Here is a 17,753-nt window from a genome sequence, read left to right on the forward strand (position 1 = left end):
AGTTAGTTAAAATCATTGTAAACTGGCGTATCCAATGGTACAATTCTCCAATTGTCTGTGTACACTTTTACAGAAGTTGCCTTTGCTGGGAATTCTACTTCGCTCGCAGATCCTGTTACATTTGATAGTTTTACATCAGAATTTTCGAAATAAATTCCAAAGTTTTGATAAGTCGCCGCTTCACGATAAGCCAATACAGTTTCAAAAGTAAATGCTTCTTTAGACCATGCATAAAATTTGTTTAGCGGAATAGTTACTGTTGTCCAGCCAGCGGTTTGAAAAGCAACTGATTTACCATCTACAATCCATGGAACATAATTATAAACTGCACCTGTCCATTCTCCTCCATTAAAATTATTTACCATGCATATTTTTAAGAAGCCAGAATCTTTCCATGCATCTGGAACCAAAATATCAAATTGCAAGGCTACTTTATCTAATGGTGTGTTTGCAGGAATAAAAGGGGTGAATTGTGCTCTCCAGTTATCAACACCTGTTCCTGCTGTCCAAACTTCTGACTGACGAGGTTTATTTGCTTCGAATGCAGGCATACGAGAAGGATGATGTGGTACATATTTTCCTTGAGAAGTGTTTCCTGTTCCTAAGATTGCTGTTTCTAAATCAGTTGGTAAAATCATAGTCGCTCTATCCCAAGAGCCTTGAGTTCCTTTTCCGTCAAAATTCAATAAAATTCCCCTTTTACAATTAAAATAGGCCGGAGAATAAACACCCCCATTTGAAGTTTGAACGAATAATGAACCGCCATTTTCTGAAACGCCGTTTGGCATAGCAACCTTAAAGAATTCACCATCTTCATCTGAAGTAATTCCAGTTGTTACTTCAATATTGCCGGGAAAGACTACTTTACTTACTTCTGTTAAACCTGTTCCAGAAATGGTAATAGTTTCACCTGGATTTGGCATCGTGTTGGAAATACTAGAAATTGCTGGTTTTCCTGCACGAATTTGAAAAGGAAATGTTACTTCATGAGAATCATTTACAAAACGAATTGTATTTCTTACTGAAGGATCTGCATCTGAAATCGGGGTATCTGCAGAAACATTTATGAGCATCGAATTATCAGATACAAAAACGACGTTAAAATAAGTAGAATATCCATTGATATAGACTTTTTTAAGACCCGTAAAACCTGAGCCCTCAATACGTAAAGACTGTCCTAATCGGGCAAAATTAACTTCTCTGTCTGGTACTGATGAATTGACATCTTCCAAAAATACTCTGGTAATTGTAATTGGTTTTCCTTCAGCATCATTATTATCACAAGACGTAAACAGCATCCCAAATACCAACATTCCCAAGAACGCGATAGGGGCCCAATACTTTTTATTTAAAATATATTTCATGTTAATCTTTTTTAGATTTGTTTTTTATTCTTAGAATAAATCCTTGATTCTTTCTTCTGTAAACTGATATGGCACCGGATTTTCTCTTAAGAGAGGGTTTTGAACCAATTCAGATTCCGGATAAGGAAGAGTAAAAATGGTAGCATCAATTACACCAATAGAACGCGGACTGCTGCTTCTAGCCGGATCAATAGATACGGTATTGGTTGGGGTGTCATAAAGAATTGGCTGTATCGTTCCTCTGTTTTGACCTGTTACATAATTTATTACTTCCTGTTGTTTGTAATAAGCTCTTCTAACTAAGTCGTACCAGTATTGTCCTTCCATTGCAAATTCTACTCTTCTTTCATGAATAATATCAGCATAAGTTAAAGTTGTTTTTGGATCAAGTCCCGCACGGGTACGAAGTTTATTTACTCCTTCAAGAGCCATCGCATCTGATGTAGAAGCATTGTTTCCTAAAGCTGCTTCGGCATAGTTTAGGTAAATTTCACCCAAACGCAGCATATATGTGTTTAATGCCGAATTCATACGAGAAATTTTAGAATTGTCTTTGGTTGATCCTACCACTCCTTTTTTTACTGTCAAAAATTCTTTGCTGTGGTCAACTGTATAACCACCATTTGCCTTATTGATTTCTGGATAATGATCGTCGTCTGCCATCCAAGTCGATTTACGTCTAAGGTCTTTTGATTCGTATTCTTTCAAAACATCGTAAGAAGCTCTTGTCCAATAACCCCAAGCGGCATCATCTCCTGTAATATCAGAACCTAAAGCGAAGTACGCTTGCTGGGTGTTTGTAACGCCAAACTCCCCGTTTGGAACCCATTGAAGCGCAAACATCGATTCTGAATTATTGTTGTTTTCAATCATAAACAAATCCGCATAATTGCTCATTAAACTGTACGGCCCAGAGCTGATTACCTTTTCTGCCGCTTTTTTTGCCAAATCAAGGTATTCTTGGTTTCGAGTGCCACTGTTTGGGTTATCACTGATTCCAGAATAAGAAAGGTACACACGAGATAACATTCCGAAGGCACTGTATCTTGTTAATCGGCCGGACTGACCAGCAGTTTCTGGAAGATATTTAGCTGCAAATTCTAAATCACGCATTGCAAATTCGTAAACATCTTTTAGCGGATTTTTATTGACTACTGGATTTTTAACCAACTCTTTTGGATCTGTCGAAATAATCACATCACCCCATAAAGAAGCTAAATACCAATAAGCTGTTCCTCTCATAAAACGCGCTTCGGCTATATATTTATTTTTAATAGACTCACCTACTGTGCTTCCTGAAATTCCGATTATAACATTATTTGACTGTTGTACCACATTGTATAACGATCCCCAAGCAGAAACCAAAGGTCCAGTTAATCCTGTTTCGGTCAAATCTGTAAAAGGATAAACATAATCTGAATAAGGCGCATATAGATTATTTGAGCGTCCGTCTCCTAATCCATAGTAGAATTTATCGTTAAAATCGAACCAAACTCTATTGTATAAAGGTCCCGTTGCGGCCTGAAAATCGGATTCGGTTTTATAAAAATTTTCTTTTGTAATTACATCATTTGGTTCAACGTCTAAAATATCGCTGCAACTCGTCCAAACAAATGGCAATGCAATAATTAAAGCCGTATAAAATATTTTCTTTGTTTTCATTTTGCAGTTTTTAGAAATTAACAGTTAGTCCAAGTGTGGTAATTATTGGGGATGGATAACGGCCATTATCAACGCCATATAAAAGGTTATTTTGATTCGCCGCCCCAATCTCAGGATCGTATCCTTTATATTTAGTAAATGTCAATACGTTTTGAGTATTCGAATATATTTTGACATTCGAAATACCATATTTAGAATACAAGTTTTTTGGAAGGTTATAACCAATAGAAATGTTTTTAACTCGTACATAAGAGCCATCTTCTACAAATCGGTTACTCAAACGATAATTGGAAGCAGAGGCTGCAGATGAAGCTGCGATTCGTGGCATATAAGGATCACCGCCAACAATTTGAACATTGCGGTAATCGTTTGGCCCATTAGGATCAATAAGTTCTAATTGCGCGTATCCTAGAGAAGTTTTTAAAAGATTTGTATTTTCACGTGGATTTTCTAACCAACGTCTTTGATAGTTTAGCACTTCATTTCCATACGATCCTGTCAGGAATATATTGACATCAAAACCTTTGAATGAAAAAGTGTTTCCAACTCCAAATACAAATTTAGGTTCTGGATTTCCAATATAATCAGTATCTTTTTCATTGATTATTCCATCTTTATTTTTGTCTTCAAAAATATAATCTCCTATCCAGACGCCGTTTTCTCCAATTGCCATTCCTTCCGGCAATGCAGTAGGTTTTACTACTCCGTCTTTATCTTTGTAATAGAAATCTGTTGCTTTCTCAAAACGACCAATCACTTTATATCCATAAAATTGTCCGATCGGCTGTCCAACAGCTGTACGAGTCACCACTGTCACGTCTGATCCCTGTTGAACTCTTTGGTCGTACACACCAGAATCTGAATTAAGAGCAAGAACCTTGTTTCTGTTCATAGAAAAAGTAATATTAGATTTCCAGACAAAATCAGTACGCTCCATGTTTATAGTATTCAAGGTCAATTCAATTCCTTTGTTTTCAATAGAACCAATGTTGTAGATTGGTGGCGTAGTCGACCCTTGCCCTGTGGTTCCTGCGTATGCAGGAAGCGATAGTGGCAATAGCAATCCTTCTGTTTTTTTGTAGTAAAGGTCTGCCGTAAATTCTATTCTGTTATTAAACAAGCCCAAATCAAGGCCAAGGTTGCTAGATTTTGTTTTTTCCCATCCCAAATCAGGATTTGCTGTATTAGTAGCAATCTGTCCGGTACCCCAATTAGTAGCCGAAGTTCCATAGATTGAGGTGTAAGGATAGGCAAATTGGACATTTTGGTTCCCTACAAGCCCCCATCCAAGTCTTAATTTTAGATTATTAACGGTCTTGTTATCCTTTAAGAAACTTTCATTAGAAATCTTCCACGCCAAAGCTGCAGATGGAAACCAATCCCATTGATTTTCTTTAGCAAATTGAGACGAACCGTCTCTTCTCAAAGTCGCTGTCAGCAAATATCTATCATCAAAAGAGTAAAACAACCTTCCGAAATAAGAACTAAGTGCGCTTTTAAAGCTTGAATTTGAGTTTCTTGCCGTTGTAGAATCTCCTGCATTTAAATCTGTCGCCCCATTTGTAATGTAACCAGAACGATAGCCATACAGATTATCACGGTAGTTTTCTACAAATTCCTGACCAGCCATTGCAGTTACTGTATGTTTTCCAAATGTTTTATTATAAGTTAAAGTATTATTCCAAATCCAGTTGTCGCTTAAAGATTTAGTTCTTGTACCTTCTCTTACATCATTAACAAGAGCTCCAAAAGTATAAGAAGGATTAAAAGTGTAATTGTTTCCAAAATTATAATCTACAGAATACTGTGATTTAAGCTTTAAATCCTTAAAAAATGTAATTTCTGCATAAGCATTTGCTCTAATGCCATAATTCTTATTAAAATTATCTCTCATCATTGCCAGCCCCAAAGGGTTGTTCTGTACAAATTCTGTGGTATCCGGCCCATCAAAAGTTCCATCTGCATTACGAGCCGCAACGTTTGGAGTTTGCTTTAAGGCTGTCAATATTAAAGCATTATCAGAAAAAGTATTCACCTGATTTGTTTTGTTCAGTGCTAAATTCACTCCAACCTTTAAAAAACTTTTTACCTGCGAATCGATAACCCCTCTCAGATTAAAACGATTAAATCCAGAGCCGATCGCAATTCCTTCCTGATCCAAATAGCCAATACCAAATGAGTAAGTAGTCGTATCTGAACCGCCAGCACCAGATAAATTGTAGCTCTGCATCATAGCAGTTGTAAATAATTCATCCTGCCAATTGGTTCCGTCTCCTAATAATTCAGGTCTTATAAAAGTATTATCTCTTTGCACGATTCCTAAATCTGCGCGAGTATTTTTAAGAGTTCCATATTCTCTTAAATTAAGAACTTGCAACTGTTTTGGTATTTTTTGCCAGCCTACATAACTATCAAAATTCAAAGATAGCTCGCCTTTTTTTCCCGTTTTAGTCGTAATAATAATTACCCCACTACCCGCTCTCGAACCATAAATGGCTGTTGCTGAAGCATCTTTTAATATGTCAACGCTCGCAATATCTGCTGGGTTAATACCAGCCAGCGGGTTATTGTTGTTTGAGCCTGTATTTCCATCGATTACAACTCCATCAATAACATAAATAGGTTCATTAAGTCCTGATATTGAGCTAAGACCACGAATACGAACAGAAGCGCTCGAACCCGGAGCACCATTGTTCGCCTGTATATTTACACCCGCCGCGCGTCCTTGCAAAACTTGATCGAGAGTTGTCGCTACCGACTGGCTGATTACAGTACTGTTAACGGAAGAAACCGCTCCGGTTAAATCACCTCTTTTGGCAGTACCATAACCGATTACAACAACCTCTTTAAGGCTGTTTAAATCTTCTTCGAGCACAACATCGATTTTATTTTTACCAGCTACCGCAACTTCTTTGGTTTTGTAACCGATAAAACTGAAAGATAAAACTGCATTTGCAGGTACAGAGCTAAGCGTAAAAGTTCCATCAAAATTTGAAACAGTACTGGTTTTAGTCCCTTTAACAAAAATGTTTACACCTGGTATAGGACCGCCGACATCAGAAACTGTCCCTGAAACACTGGTTTGAGCATTTACCGCAGCAGACAATACCAGCATAAGGAATACGAATCCCAAATTCTTAAAGTATTTAGATCTGCTTTTAGTAATTAAAAAGTTAGTCATAAATAATTGGTTTAGTTAATGGTTAGTTTGTAAGTTTTCGTTCCATCAATCAGCTGACTTGTCTTTCAGAATCAGACAAAAAAACAGATTGATTTCAAAACAAATATATATAAAAAAGGACACAAAACAATCGGTTGCGTTAATTTTTTTTGACAATTTCAAAAATAATTACGAATAAAAAAACACTATAAACACTTTAAACGCAAATATTTTGAGTTTTTATCAAAATACCGTGTCGCACGACGACAATCCTAGATAGAACTAAACATTTTTGCCAAAAAAGTTATATAAAATATAAAAGAGGAAGTGAAGACTTTTTTTTAAAGAATTATAACGTAAGCTCAAATATTAAAAAAGGTAAATCGTAGTAATTGCAGTAAACGGAATCATACGAATGATTGTTTAGTGTAGCTGCCGTATGGTAAGTTTAGATAAAATATTCTTTTCGAAAACAAAAACAACAATCGGTTGCTAAAAACCAAAAAACTCCATTCAACCTAAGTTGAATAGAGTTTTTATTTTAATCTAACAAAATTGTCTTTTGTGGCCGTATTACTTACGTACATTTTAAATGTAAAGTAGTATTTGTGTTCAATGCAGCAACTACATCATAAACAACGTTCCTTGACACTATCTTTACCATTTACTTTTTAAAGCCCTGACAGCTAGTAACTGTCAGGACAAAAATTATTATATGTATTGATTGATGATATTCTCAAACAATTCTTGTTTACCACTTTGAAGCGTTAATTCTCCGTTTTGGTTTGCGATATCATAAAGATCTTTTAATCCTAATTTTCCGTTTTCAAAATCTTTACCCTTTCCAGAATCAAATGAACTGTATCTTTCTTTTCTTAATTTCTCGTATGGAGAAGAAGAAATGATTTTATCTGCAGTCAATAAAGCTCTTGCAAAAGTATCAGCTCCACCAATGTGAGCTAAGAAAACATCTTCTAAGTCTGTTGAGTTTCTTCTGATTTTAGCATCAAAGTTAACTCCTCCGCCTTGCAATCCGCCAGCTTTTAAGAAAACTAACATCGCTTCAGTAGTTTCCTGAATATTATTTGGGAACTGGTCTGTATCCCAACCGTTCTGGTAATCTCCTCTGTTAGCATCAATGCTTCCTAACATTCCAGCTTTTGCAGCCACTTCTAATTCGTGTTGGAAAGTGTGCTGCGCCAATGTAGCGTGGTTTACCTCGATGTTGATTTTGAAATCTTTATCTAAGCCATATTCTTTCAAGAATCCGATTGCTGTAGCCGAGTCAAAATCGTATTGGTGCTTAGATGGCTCCATTGGTTTTGGCTCAATGAAAAAAGTTCCTTTAAAACCTTGCGCTCTTGCGTAGTCTCTAGACATTGCCAAAAATTGCGCCATGTGGTCTAATTCTCTTCCCATATCTGTGTTCAGTAAAGACATATAACCTTCTCTACCACCCCAGAATACATAGTTTTCTCCGCCTAAAGCGATTGTTGCATCCAATGCTAATTTTACTTGCCCTCCGGCTCTTGCTACTACATTAAAATCTGGATTTGTAGCCGCCCCGTTCATGAATCTTGGGTTTGAGAAACAGTTTGAAGTTCCCCAAAGCAATTTAATTCCAGATTCTGCTTTTTTCTGTTTTAAATAATCAGTAATAAAAGCCAAACGTTTTTCTGATTCTGCGAAAGTCGGTCCTTCATTGATCAAATCGTAATCGTGGAAACAGAAATAATCGAATCCCATTTTGCTGATGAATTCAAAAGCCGCATCTGCTTTATCCTTAGCAGCCTGATACGGATCTGATGAAGCATCCCAAGCAAACTGCTGTGTTCCTGGTCCAAATGGATCGCTACCTTGTCCGCAGAAAGTATGCCAGTAAGCGATAGCAAATTTAAAGTGCTCACGCATTGTTTTTCCAGCTACAACTTGGTCTGGATTGTAATATTTAAATGCCAAAGGATTATCTGATTCTTTGCCTTCAAACTTAATTTGGCCGATACCTTTGTAGTATTCTTTGTCTCCTAAAGTTATCATTTTGTCTTTTATTTATTTGTTAATATTAATTCTAATTCTTGTTTCCATTTTTTATAAGCCGTTTCATATTCCTCTTTGTTTTTTAGAGGCAAAAAGGTCATTACGTGATCGTTTGTGGTAATTCCTGAACCAAATTTTTCAAAGTCGCCATCTGTCAAGCCAACAGCTCTTGCTGCTCCTACAGCTCCAGTTGTATTGTAAATTTCGATTTCATGCCCAATTAATGTTGCAACCGTATTAGAGAAAATTTCAGAACGGAATAAATTATCATTTCCAGCTCTGATTACATTAATCGTCGCATTATCATCTTTCAAACATTCCATTCCGTACACAAAAGAAAATGCAATTGCTTCCAAAGATGCTCTGAATAAATGCGCATTGGTATGAATATTAAAATTCAGGTTTAAGATATGCGATCCAATGTTTTTGTTATTAAACATTCTCTCAGCTCCATTTCCAAACGGAATTACAACCAATCCTTGTGAGCCTACATTTATCTGAGATGCTTTTTCGTTCATTTCTTCGTACGACTCATTTCCGATATTGTTTCGCATCCATCGGTATTGGATTCCTGCTCCGTTTATATTCAGCAATTTTCCAACTCTCGGATTTGATTCCGTATAATTTACATGAACAAAGTTGTTTACACGAGTACTTTTTCCTGAATTTGTTTCGGTAACCGCATAGAAAACGCCCGAAGTACCACCTGTTGCTGCCACTTCTCCCGGACGAAGTACATTTAATGATAAAGCATTATTTGGCTGATCTCCCGCTCTGTACACAATCGGAATTCCAGCTGGCAATCCTGATTCTACAGCAGCTTTTTCTGTAACAACTCCTTGGTTGGTAAAATTTTCTACGATTTTTGGCGTTAATGCGGCATCAATTCCGTAATATTCTAAAAGCCAATCGGCTACTTTATTTTCTTTATAATCCCAAAGCATTCCTTCAGACAAACCGTTTTTGGTAGTCGTTACTTCGCCTGTTAATTTCAAAGCGATGTAATCTCCCGGAAGCATGTATTTTGAGATTTTATTGTAAACTGCCGGTTCATTTTCTTTTACCCATTTCAGTTTCGAAGCGGTAAAATTCCCTGGCGAATTCAATAAATGCGACATGCATTTGTCTTCTCCAATTTCGGCAAAAGCGGTATTCCCAATCTCAACCGCACGGCTGTCACACCAAATGATTGAATTTCGAAGTGCATTTCCAGCTTCATCCACAATTACCAATCCGTGCATTTGGTACGAAATACCAATTCCTTGAATTTTAGACGCATCGATATTTGCCTCTTTAATTGCTCTTTTCGTTGCTGTACAAATGTACTGCCACCACATTTCGGGATCTTGTTCCGCCCAATCTGGGTGAATCGAAAGGATTTCCATTTCGTTCTGAGGCTCGTTCAAAACAATCACTTTTTTACCCGTTTCTGCTTCAACAATTGCTGCTTTCACAGAAGAACTTCCAATATCATATCCGATATAATACATACTTACAATGATTCTCTTATTATTAATTTTGTCGGCACATAACACTGCGTTTCTTCGTCGTGTGTAATAAATGCCGCCGCTTTGGTTCCCATATCGTTAAAATCAGTTGAAACAACTGAGATTCCTTTGTATATAAACTTCTTCATTGGTGTTTCGTTGTACGAAAGAAAACCAACATCTTTTCCGGGTTCAAGATCTTTTTCCTTGCACTGTTCCAAAAAGCGTCCTAAGATTCTGTCGCTTACGCTGATATAAGCAATTCCTTTTTCGATATTGAACATTTTGGGATCTGTAATAATTCCAAAATCAAACTTAAAGTCACTGCAGAATTTCTTGAAATATTCTACCGTTTCCCATGGATGATTGGTGAAATCCGGATATATAAAATCTATTTTCTTATACTTTTTGAATAAGTCAATCGCCTCTTTTAGGGCATTATAAAATGCTTTTCCAAAATCCTGAAAAACATAATTATTCGCTTTATCAGCTCGGATATTCCAGTCAATCAAAAGCAATTTATCCTTTGAAATCGCCGATAATGCTGGCGGAATTTCCTTGTGATCAAAATTCATCACCACATATTTGTAATACTTCCCGATTCCGTTATTGATGATTGTTTTAAAAACATCAACATTATAATGATGAAATTGCACATCGATAATCACATTATCTGGCAGATTATTCACAACCGAATGATACAAAACCTCTTTATAAGCCTTAAAAGTATCTAAAACCAAAAGCACTTTTCTTGTTTCGCCTGCAACATAATAGCCTTTATTCGGCACGGAATCAATCACTTTTTGATCTTTCAGAATAGAATACGCTTTAAAAACCGTGTCTCTCGAAAGCTGATAGGTTTTGCAGATTACATTTACTGACGGAAGCAAATCTCCCTTCTGCAAAATATTCTCTGCAATCGCATTGGTAATCCCGTCAACCAATTGTTGGTACTTCGGAATATCGCTTTCGTGGTTGATTATAAACTCAAATTTTTCGTCTTCTTTTAGCATACCGTTCTGTTCCGTTCTGTTATGCTAAAGTAGACAAAAATCTTTTATAAAAAATTGTTTTTTGCATTAATTATGTTAAGTTTTTAAAATTCTATATTTCAATAATTTGGCGTGTCCCGCCGAAAAAGGCGGGTCGGGCTATCCGTTGCAAGTCCTCGCCTGTTCGTTCCTCACGGCTGTGGGCTTTCCATTACGATCCCTCACGCGAAACGGTTCCAGAAGAAACTTTTGCGTAATCTTTGTCATTTCGAGGAACGAGAAATCTCCACGAGTAGCTCGACAAAGTAGCTTAACCGCAAAGTTCGCAAAGCTTTACGCAAGGTTCGCAAAGAATTTATCCAAAATATTTGTCATTTCGACTGAAATGAGAAATCACACTAGAAACTCCACACAGCAAATAACCATTCTTTATCGATTCCCTATTGTGATTTCTCGTTGCTCGAAATGACAAATTACACAAATGCCCAACACAACCGATTGTAGTTTTCTTTAAATTTTTTTAAACAAAAAATCTAATCAAACAACCTTCTTATTCCGTAAGGGTCAATCGTAATAATCGAACCGTCTTCCATATAATCGATTTTGGTTACTTTCATGCTTCGCAAATGCGTTACTCCTTTTGACAAACTTGAATCGTGGTAGAACAAATACCATTCGCCTTCTACTTCACAAATAGAATGATGCGAAGTCCAACCGACCACAGGATTCAAAATTCTTCCCTGATACGTAAACGGCCCATACGGATTGTCGCCAATCGCATAACAGATAAAATGCGTGTCTCCTGTTGAATAAGAGAAATAATATTTCCCATTGTATTTATGAACCCAAGAAGCTTCAAAAAAACGACGGTCATTATCACCCGCAAGAATCTCATTTCCGTTTTCATCCAGAATTTTAATCTCTTTGGGGTCTTCAGCAAATTCGAGCATATCGTCTCTTAACAAAGCTACAATTGGTCCCAAGGCTTTTTCTTCTGGCAAAGGTTCTTTATTGTTTTCATCGTATTTATTGTTACGGTATTTTTGAAGCTGACCGCCCCAAATGCCACCAAAGTAAATATAATGCTTGCCATCTTCGTCTTCAAAAACAGCCGGATCGATACTATAACTTCCTTTTATAGCATCTTTTTCCGGAACAAAAGGCCCAACTGGCGAATCTGAAATGGCAACACCAATCTGAAAAATTCCGTTGGCGCGTTTAGCAGGAAAATACAAATAATACTTTCCGTTCTTACAAGCTGCATCTGGTGCCCACATTTGCTTTTCGGCCCAAGCCACATCGTCAACATGTAGTGCAACGCCATTGTCAATCGCTTCTGATGAAATGTCTTCCATCGAAAAAACGTGATAATCTTCCATTCCGAAATGATCTCCATTATCGTTAAACGGAATTCCCGCATCGATGTCATGAGATGGATAAATGTAAATTTTACCATTGAATACATGTGCCGAAGGATCGGCTGTGTACATATGAGATACTAATGGCTTTGAAATCGCCAGATCATTAATCTCCTCAAAATTAATGTGTTCAATGCTATCTTCAGGCATAGTGCTATTTTGTTTAATAATTAAGTTCTTCTTTCTTTTAGTTCTGTTTCGATCTGCACTTCCATTTCTTTGTTGATTTTATAGAAAAACAGCAATCCGGCCCCAATTAGAAAAGGGATTGCAGGGAAAATACTTACTAGCAATTTGATGCCGCTTATGGCGGTTTGCGACTGCTCAGGTGCATTAGGAACGTAATGGAAATAACCTAAAAACAAGGTTGTTAAAGCGCCTCCGATGCTTAACCCTGTTTTTAATCCTACCATCATAGCAGAAAAGATAATTGCGGTGGCGCGGCGGTTATTGAGCCATTCCGAATAATCGGCAACATCTGCAATCATGGCCCAAAGAATCGGAATCGTGATTCCGTAGAAAAATCCATGTAGTATCTGAGAGAAAAATATCAATCTGATCGATGTTGGCGGATAGAAATAAAATGCAATAATAAATATGGTAGAAATGAATAAAAACACTCCAAAAACATTTCGTTTTCCGTATTTGTCAGCTAGATTTTTAGACAATGTAATGCCGACAATCATAAAGATAATTCCGCCAGCATTAAACAAACCAAAACCTGCTGAAACAGGATCATTTCCAAAATGATTCAATCCGATATTAGTCAGGAAATCCAAAATAGGCTGAATAAAAATGGCTAATTGTTCTTTATCTACATAGTTCTCAAAATAATACACATACGAACCGCCTTTCATAGCCAAAGTCACAAAAACCAAAGTCGTCAGCGAAAGCATGATTACCCACGGTCTGTTTTTGATTAAATCGCTTAAATCTTCTTTTATGCTCGACTTTTGTTCTGGTTTCGGAATAACTCTTTCTTTCGTCGTTAAAAAAGTAATCAAAAGCATAATGGTTCCAATTATTGCCAATGCAGTCATTACTTTCTCAATTCCCACTGCTTTATCTCCATTACCAGCGCTTTTAATAATTCCGAGCATGAAAACCTGAACGAAAAACTGCGCAAACATCACCGCAACAAAACGATACGATGACATACTGTTTCGTTCTTTCATATCACCTGTAATCACTCCGCTTAAAGCCGAATACGGCAGATTGTTTCCGGCATAAAACAGAAGCAGTAAAGTATAGGTCACAACAGCATAAATCACTTTTCCCTTATACGAGAAATCGGGAGTTGAAAAGGCTAATAATGCCACTACTCCAAGCGGAACAGCAGTCAATAAGATCCATGGCCTGAATTTTCCCCATTTGGTACTGGTTCGATCTGCCAAAACCCCAATAATCGGATTAAAAATAAAAGCCGCAATTAAACCAACAATCAGCATGATGATGGAAGAATCTGTTGGCGATAATCCGTAAATGTCGGTGTAGAAATAGGCCAGATAGGTCATCAAAGTCTGGAAAACTAAATTGGCGGCTAGGTCTCCTAAGCTGTATCCAATTTTTTCTTTGATGGATAGTTTTTGTGAATTGTTGCTCATTGGTGGTTTTGTGGTTATTTTGGATAGTTAGTTAGGTTCTTCTTTTGTCATTTCGACGAAGGAGAAATCACACGAGGGATTCGACAAAGATTGGCGACATACTACGTGGAGCTTCTAGCGTGATTTCTCCTTCGTCGAAATGACAAGATTGTGTTGAATTAAATTTAAAACAATCGGTTGTGTAAAATTAGACAAAAAAACATATTATACAAATTTAGTTTGCTTAATTTGAGTTATTTCTTATTCCGCAACAGATTGTTAAATAATTTACCATTGAAAAGCCATTCGGAAAGCTTACTGTTTACTTTCTTTCAACTGTAAGATGCTTTCGTAAGCTGGTTTATGTTGTAATTGCTTGTCAAACGGAAGCGGATAATTGGTTCTTCCTTTGATGGGCCAGCCGTTCAGCCAAGATTGTCCGTCATGAACACCCCAAAATGTCACTCTGCTGATTTTGTCTTTATGTTTTAAAAATAGTTTAAAAATCGAAGCATAACGTTCTGCAAGCTTGTTTTGAATAGAATCTGGCAAGGCCTTTGGATACGGATTCATCTTTGCGCTTCCTTCAAAGTTCTGATTCACATCTGCGCCTTTTAAGTCCCACGGATTTGGTAAAACTGTAATATCCAGTTCTGTAAAAGCAACCTTGACTCCTAAAGCTGAATACTCTAAAATACTTTTTTCGATTTCTTCTAATGACGGACTTTGTAATCGCCAGTGTCCTTGAATTCCGACGCCATCTACTTTTCCGCCTTCGGCTTTTATTTTTTTAATTAAAGCGATTGCTCCAGCTCTTTTTGCAGGTTCTTCGATATTGTAATCGTTGTAATACAATTCGGCTTTTGGATCGGCTTTTGCTGCTAATTTGAAAGCATCGACCAAATATTTTTCTCCAAGTGTTTTTAGAAAAACTGATTGTCGCAATGTACCATCTTCATTTAAAGCTTCATTTACCACATCCCAAGAATCGATTCTTCCTTTGTATTTCGAAACGATTGTCGTGATATGATCTTTCATAAACGCCTTCATTTCTGTACTATCAGCTATTTTCTCCATCCATGGGGCTAATTGGCTGTGCCAAATCAAAGTATGGCCGTGAATAAACATTTTATTCTTCTCTCCATACTCCACAAATTTATCCGACAGAGCAAAATCGTACTTGTCTTTCTGCGGATGTGTGTACATCGATTTCATGATGTTTTCTGCTGTAATCGCATTAAACTCTTTTCGAATCAAAGAATCTTCTTTCTGGTCTTTTTGTTCAATTTGATCAGCACTTAAAGCGGTTCCAATATAGAAATCGTCTTTGTAAGCGTCTTTTAACGAGGCATTTTCTTTTTGCGATGTACAGCTTATGGTCAGTAAAGCCGTAAAGGCAAATAAAGAGGTTTTAATACATTTCATATCTTTGGTTTAAATAGTTAATCGTGTTCATTTTGACTATCCCAACAGATTTTCAAAGCCTTCTGGATAGTATTCAAAGTTTTTCCTGTCCTCATGGTAGCCCGACAGGTTTTTAAAATCTGGGTTTAAAACTGATTAAAACCCGGTGTCTGAAATTATTTTTTTCAATTCTATTAAATCAACTTAAATATAAATCTGTTTAAATCTGCCTGAATCTGCGTGAAATATTTATAACTAAAAGGGTTTTTGCAAATCAAATTAGATCTTAATTCTTGAATGAAGCTATTGATATCCTATTTCACCCAACGGGAAATATCTAACAGGTTTTGAAAACCTGTTAGATACTTAAATTAACTTCTATTGCAAATTCAATTTAAAACCAATTCCCATTTCCAAACCTCTTAATTCGGCCAAACCTTTTAATCTTCCTGTCAACGAATAACCAGGATAGGTTTCGGTCGATTCATCAACTCTATGCAGAAAACCGTGATCCGGACGCATTGGGAGACTTATTTTGGTTTTATTCATTAGCAACAATAATTTCTCAACAATCACTTCCATTTTAACATCGCCGTTTAAATGTTCCGATTCCCTGAAAATGGTTTCGCTTTCGCGGATGGTATTTCGCAGGTGCAAAAAGTGAATTCGGCCTCCAAAATCATCTATTATTTTTTCCAGATTGTTTTTCGGATCAGCACTTAAAGAACCGGTGCAATAACACAACCCATTTGCTGTGGATGGAACGGCAGTGAAAATAGCTTTCAAATCTGCTTCTGTTGAAACGATTCTTGGAAGTCCTAAAACCGAAAACGGCGGATCGTCTGGATGAATGGCTAACTTTTGTCCATTTTTCTCCGCAATAGGCGTTACTTCCGATAAAAAATAAACAAGATTCTCTCTTAGTTTCTGATTGTCAATCTCTGTATAATTTTCTAAAAGAGACAAAATCTGTTCTGCCGTAAAATTGATTTTGCTTCCTGGCAATCCTAATAATACATTTTTAAACAGTACTGCCTTTTCATCTTCAGACAATTGATTTCCAAACTGTAATGCTTTTTCTTTTTGAGCATCTGAATAATCGTCTTCTGAATTTGGCCTTTTTAATAGAAACACATCAAAATACGTAAATGCATCCTGATTGTACAGTAAAGCCCTGCTTCCATCTTGATTGATAAAGTCATGATTCGTTCGCACCCAATCCAAAATCGGCATGAAGTTGTACGTAATGATTTTTATGCCGCACGCCGCCAGATTTTGCAAACTGATTTTATAATTTTCAATGTATTGCAAATAATTTCCCGAAGCTCGCTTTATTTCTTCATGAACAGGAAGACTTTCGACCACAGTCCATTCCAAACCTTCCTTTCGGATTAATTGCTGTCTTTCCTGAATATCTTTAATCGACCAAACATCACCTACCGGAATTTGATGCAATGCAGTCACAATTCCCGTTGCACCCGCTTGCTTGATATCGATAAGTTTTACGTTGTCTTGAGGTCCAAACCAACGCATGGATTGCTGCATTTTTATCATACTTCTATTTTTTATGCCACTAAGGCGCTAAGGCACAAAGTTTTTTTTCTACCATTAAGGTATTAAGTTCATAAAGCTCAGCCTTTAATTATCCTTTTTTCTTAGGTTTAAGTCCATAAAGTCACGCCTTAATTTCCTTTTTATCATAACGATTGAGTTCAAAGTTTTGCTTAATTTTCTTAATACCCTAATGGTAGAAAAACTCTAAAGAAAACCTTTGGGCCTTAGCGCCTTAGCGCCTTCGTGGCATTTTCACAATTAAAATCCGATACTGTTTCCGCCATCAACCGGCAAAACTGTACCTGTAGTATATTTTGATTCGCTTAAAGCGAAATAATAAACCGCATCTGCAATGTCTGAAGGTTCTCCTAAATAACCCATAGGCGTTCTTCCAAGAACTTTATTTTTTCTTTCCGGATCGTTATCAAGTGCCGCCGAAGACATTTTAGTCTTGATGAATCCCGGAGCAATACAGTTTACACGAATTCCTGCAGGAGCTAATTCTGTTGCCATTGCGCGAGTCATCGCTTCGATTGCACCTTTGCTTGACGAATACGCTATTACTTTTGGAATTCCGTACTGAGATGCCATCGAACTGATATTAATAATACTTCCTCCCCCGTTTGCTTTCATATTTTTCACTACTTCTCTGCTCACAGCAAAAACACTCAGTAAATTGGTATGAATAATCGAAAGAAAATCTTCATCGGTTACCTCTGGGATTTCTTTTTTCATGTTGATTCCAGCGTTATTTACCAAAATATCAATCGAATTTTCTTTTGCAATGCTTTCAATCATTGCTGGAATGCCTTTCAAATCGTTTAAGTCAAAGATTATCGGAATAGCATTTTCTCCGATTTCTTTGCAAGCGTCTTCTGTTTTTTCTTTTGACCTTCCGATAATATAAGTTTTGATTCCGTTGTCGCAAAGCTTTTTTGCGGTTGCAAAACCTAATCCCGAATTTCCTCCGGTTACAATTGCTGTTTTCTTGCTCATAATTTATTACAATAATTTCATGCTTAATTTTTAAACATAGGAGAAACATAGTTATACTTTGTGTACAAAGGCGTTTCACTTGCATCAATACACATA

Annotated in this window: 11 protein-coding genes; all 11 read right to left on the reverse strand. The window is 36.8% G+C overall.

All coding sequences use genetic code 11. The features are described 5' to 3' along the window. Nucleotides 1-2: 2 nt before the first annotated feature. The 11 genes from E0W73_RS06515 to E0W73_RS06565 all read right to left on the reverse strand — a co-directional run bounded on the left by E0W73_RS06515 (nt 3) and on the right by E0W73_RS06565 (nt 17,657). A complete protein-coding gene (locus E0W73_RS06515; RefSeq protein WP_135221277.1) occupies nt 3-1,364 on the reverse strand; it encodes a glycan-binding surface protein in 1,362 nt (453 codons plus the stop codon). 30 nt (nt 1,365-1,394) lie between these two features. Further along, nucleotides 1,395-3,026, reverse strand: coding sequence for a RagB/SusD family nutrient uptake outer membrane protein (locus E0W73_RS06520; RefSeq protein WP_135221278.1), 1,632 nt, complete (start codon nt 3,024-3,026; stop codon nt 1,395-1,397). A gap of 10 nt (nt 3,027-3,036) precedes the next feature. Further along, complete coding sequence (locus E0W73_RS06525) at nt 3,037-6,207, reverse strand: SusC/RagA family TonB-linked outer membrane protein (protein WP_135221279.1); 3,171 nt, start codon at nt 6,205-6,207, stop codon at nt 3,037-3,039. 690 nt (nt 6,208-6,897) lie between these two features. Then, nucleotides 6,898-8,223 carry a xylose isomerase gene (xylA, locus tag E0W73_RS06530; RefSeq protein ID WP_135221280.1) on the reverse strand — a complete coding sequence of 442 codons (1,326 nt, stop codon included), beginning with the start codon at nt 8,221-8,223 and terminating at the stop codon, nt 6,898-6,900. A gap of 8 nt (nt 8,224-8,231) precedes the next feature. Beyond that, entirely contained in the window at nt 8,232-9,713 is a 1,482-nt protein-coding gene (locus tag E0W73_RS06535; RefSeq protein ID WP_135221281.1) for a xylulokinase, read from the reverse strand. Between the two features lie 2 nt (nt 9,714-9,715). Beyond that, nucleotides 9,716-10,723: a GntR family transcriptional regulator gene (locus E0W73_RS06540; RefSeq protein WP_135221282.1), complete on the reverse strand. Its 1,008-nt coding sequence runs from the start codon at nt 10,721-10,723 to the stop codon at nt 9,716-9,718. A 512-nt stretch (nt 10,724-11,235) separates the two neighbouring features. Continuing rightward, on the reverse strand, nt 11,236-12,270 hold the full coding sequence (locus tag E0W73_RS06545) for a glycoside hydrolase family 43 protein (RefSeq protein WP_135221283.1): 1,035 nt from the start codon (nt 12,268-12,270) through the stop codon (nt 11,236-11,238). Between the two features lie 20 nt (nt 12,271-12,290). Beyond that, nucleotides 12,291-13,724 (reverse strand): MFS transporter, encoded by a 1,434-nt coding sequence (locus E0W73_RS06550; protein ID WP_135221284.1) that lies wholly within the window; start codon nt 13,722-13,724, stop codon nt 12,291-12,293. Between the two features lie 294 nt (nt 13,725-14,018). After that, nucleotides 14,019-15,128 (reverse strand): endo-1,4-beta-xylanase, encoded by a 1,110-nt coding sequence (locus tag E0W73_RS06555; protein ID WP_135221285.1) that lies wholly within the window; start codon nt 15,126-15,128, stop codon nt 14,019-14,021. A 357-nt stretch (nt 15,129-15,485) separates the two neighbouring features. Continuing rightward, nucleotides 15,486-16,652, reverse strand: a complete 1,167-nt coding sequence (gene uxuA / locus E0W73_RS06560; protein ID WP_135221303.1) for a mannonate dehydratase — start codon at nt 16,650-16,652, stop codon at nt 15,486-15,488. Nucleotides 16,653-16,919: 267 nt separating this feature from the next. Further along, nucleotides 16,920-17,657, reverse strand: a complete 738-nt coding sequence (locus E0W73_RS06565) for an SDR family NAD(P)-dependent oxidoreductase (RefSeq protein WP_135221286.1) — start codon at nt 17,655-17,657, stop codon at nt 16,920-16,922. Nucleotides 17,658-17,753: the final 96 nt, after the last annotated feature.

The organism is Flavobacterium foetidum (assembly GCF_004634245.1).
GTDB lineage: Bacteria > Bacteroidota > Bacteroidia > Flavobacteriales > Flavobacteriaceae > Flavobacterium > Flavobacterium foetidum.

Excerpts from the sequence above, each read along its gene's own strand:
- E0W73_RS06565 (WP_135221286.1), bottom strand. The coding sequence starts at position 17,657 with ATGAGCAAGAAAACAGCAATTGTAACCGGAGGAAATTCGGGATTAGGT.
- E0W73_RS06525 (WP_135221279.1), bottom strand. The coding sequence starts at position 6,207 with ATGACTAACTTTTTAATTACTAAAAGCAGATCTAAATACTTTAAGAAT.
- E0W73_RS06515 (WP_135221277.1), bottom strand. The coding sequence starts at position 1,364 with ATGAAATATATTTTAAATAAAAAGTATTGGGCCCCTATCGCGTTCTTG.
- xylA (WP_135221280.1), bottom strand. The coding sequence starts at position 8,223 with ATGATAACTTTAGGAGACAAAGAATACTACAAAGGTATCGGCCAAATT.
- E0W73_RS06555 (WP_135221285.1), bottom strand. The coding sequence starts at position 15,128 with ATGAAATGTATTAAAACCTCTTTATTTGCCTTTACGGCTTTACTGACC.
- E0W73_RS06520 (WP_135221278.1), bottom strand. The coding sequence starts at position 3,026 with ATGAAAACAAAGAAAATATTTTATACGGCTTTAATTATTGCATTGCCA.
- E0W73_RS06550 (WP_135221284.1), bottom strand. The coding sequence starts at position 13,724 with ATGAGCAACAATTCACAAAAACTATCCATCAAAGAAAAAATTGGATAC.
- uxuA (WP_135221303.1), bottom strand. The coding sequence starts at position 16,652 with ATGCAGCAATCCATGCGTTGGTTTGGACCTCAAGACAACGTAAAACTT.
- E0W73_RS06540 (WP_135221282.1), bottom strand. The coding sequence starts at position 10,723 with ATGCTAAAAGAAGACGAAAAATTTGAGTTTATAATCAACCACGAAAGC.
- E0W73_RS06545 (WP_135221283.1), bottom strand. The coding sequence starts at position 12,270 with ATGCCTGAAGATAGCATTGAACACATTAATTTTGAGGAGATTAATGAT.
- E0W73_RS06535 (WP_135221281.1), bottom strand. The coding sequence starts at position 9,713 with ATGTATTATATCGGATATGATATTGGAAGTTCTTCTGTGAAAGCAGCA.